Source organism: Photobacterium sp. R1 (assembly GCF_054600795.1).
On the sequence record NZ_BAAHZP010000679.1, the window covers coordinates 1 to 260 of the forward strand.

The following is a 260-nucleotide window of genomic DNA, read 5'->3' on the forward strand; positions in this document are numbered from 1 at the left end:
CACTTGGCATCCTGAAGATGGCTGCGGATAAACTGACTGTCGGCACTGTTGCGCGTTTGTTTGCTCATTGCCGCGTATTGTTCGTTGACGCGAAGGCGCGGGACGCTGTCCGGGTTAATCGTCACCACCCATTTGCCTTTATCCTTGAACACAGACACATCAGGAATGACGTACTCGGTTTCCGAGGCGACCACCCGGTTGCCCGGACGGGGCTCCAGCGTGTGAATCAGTGCCATGACGTTTTTCAGCTCATCTTCTTT

1 protein-coding gene is annotated in these 260 nt (G+C 54.6%); it reads right to left on the minus strand.

Annotated features, from left to right (window positions below; genetic code table 11):
• Positions 1-260: RNA polymerase factor sigma-54 (locus tag ACYP03_RS26800; RefSeq protein WP_459782780.1), on the minus strand; the 260-nt coding region annotated here is incomplete at both ends.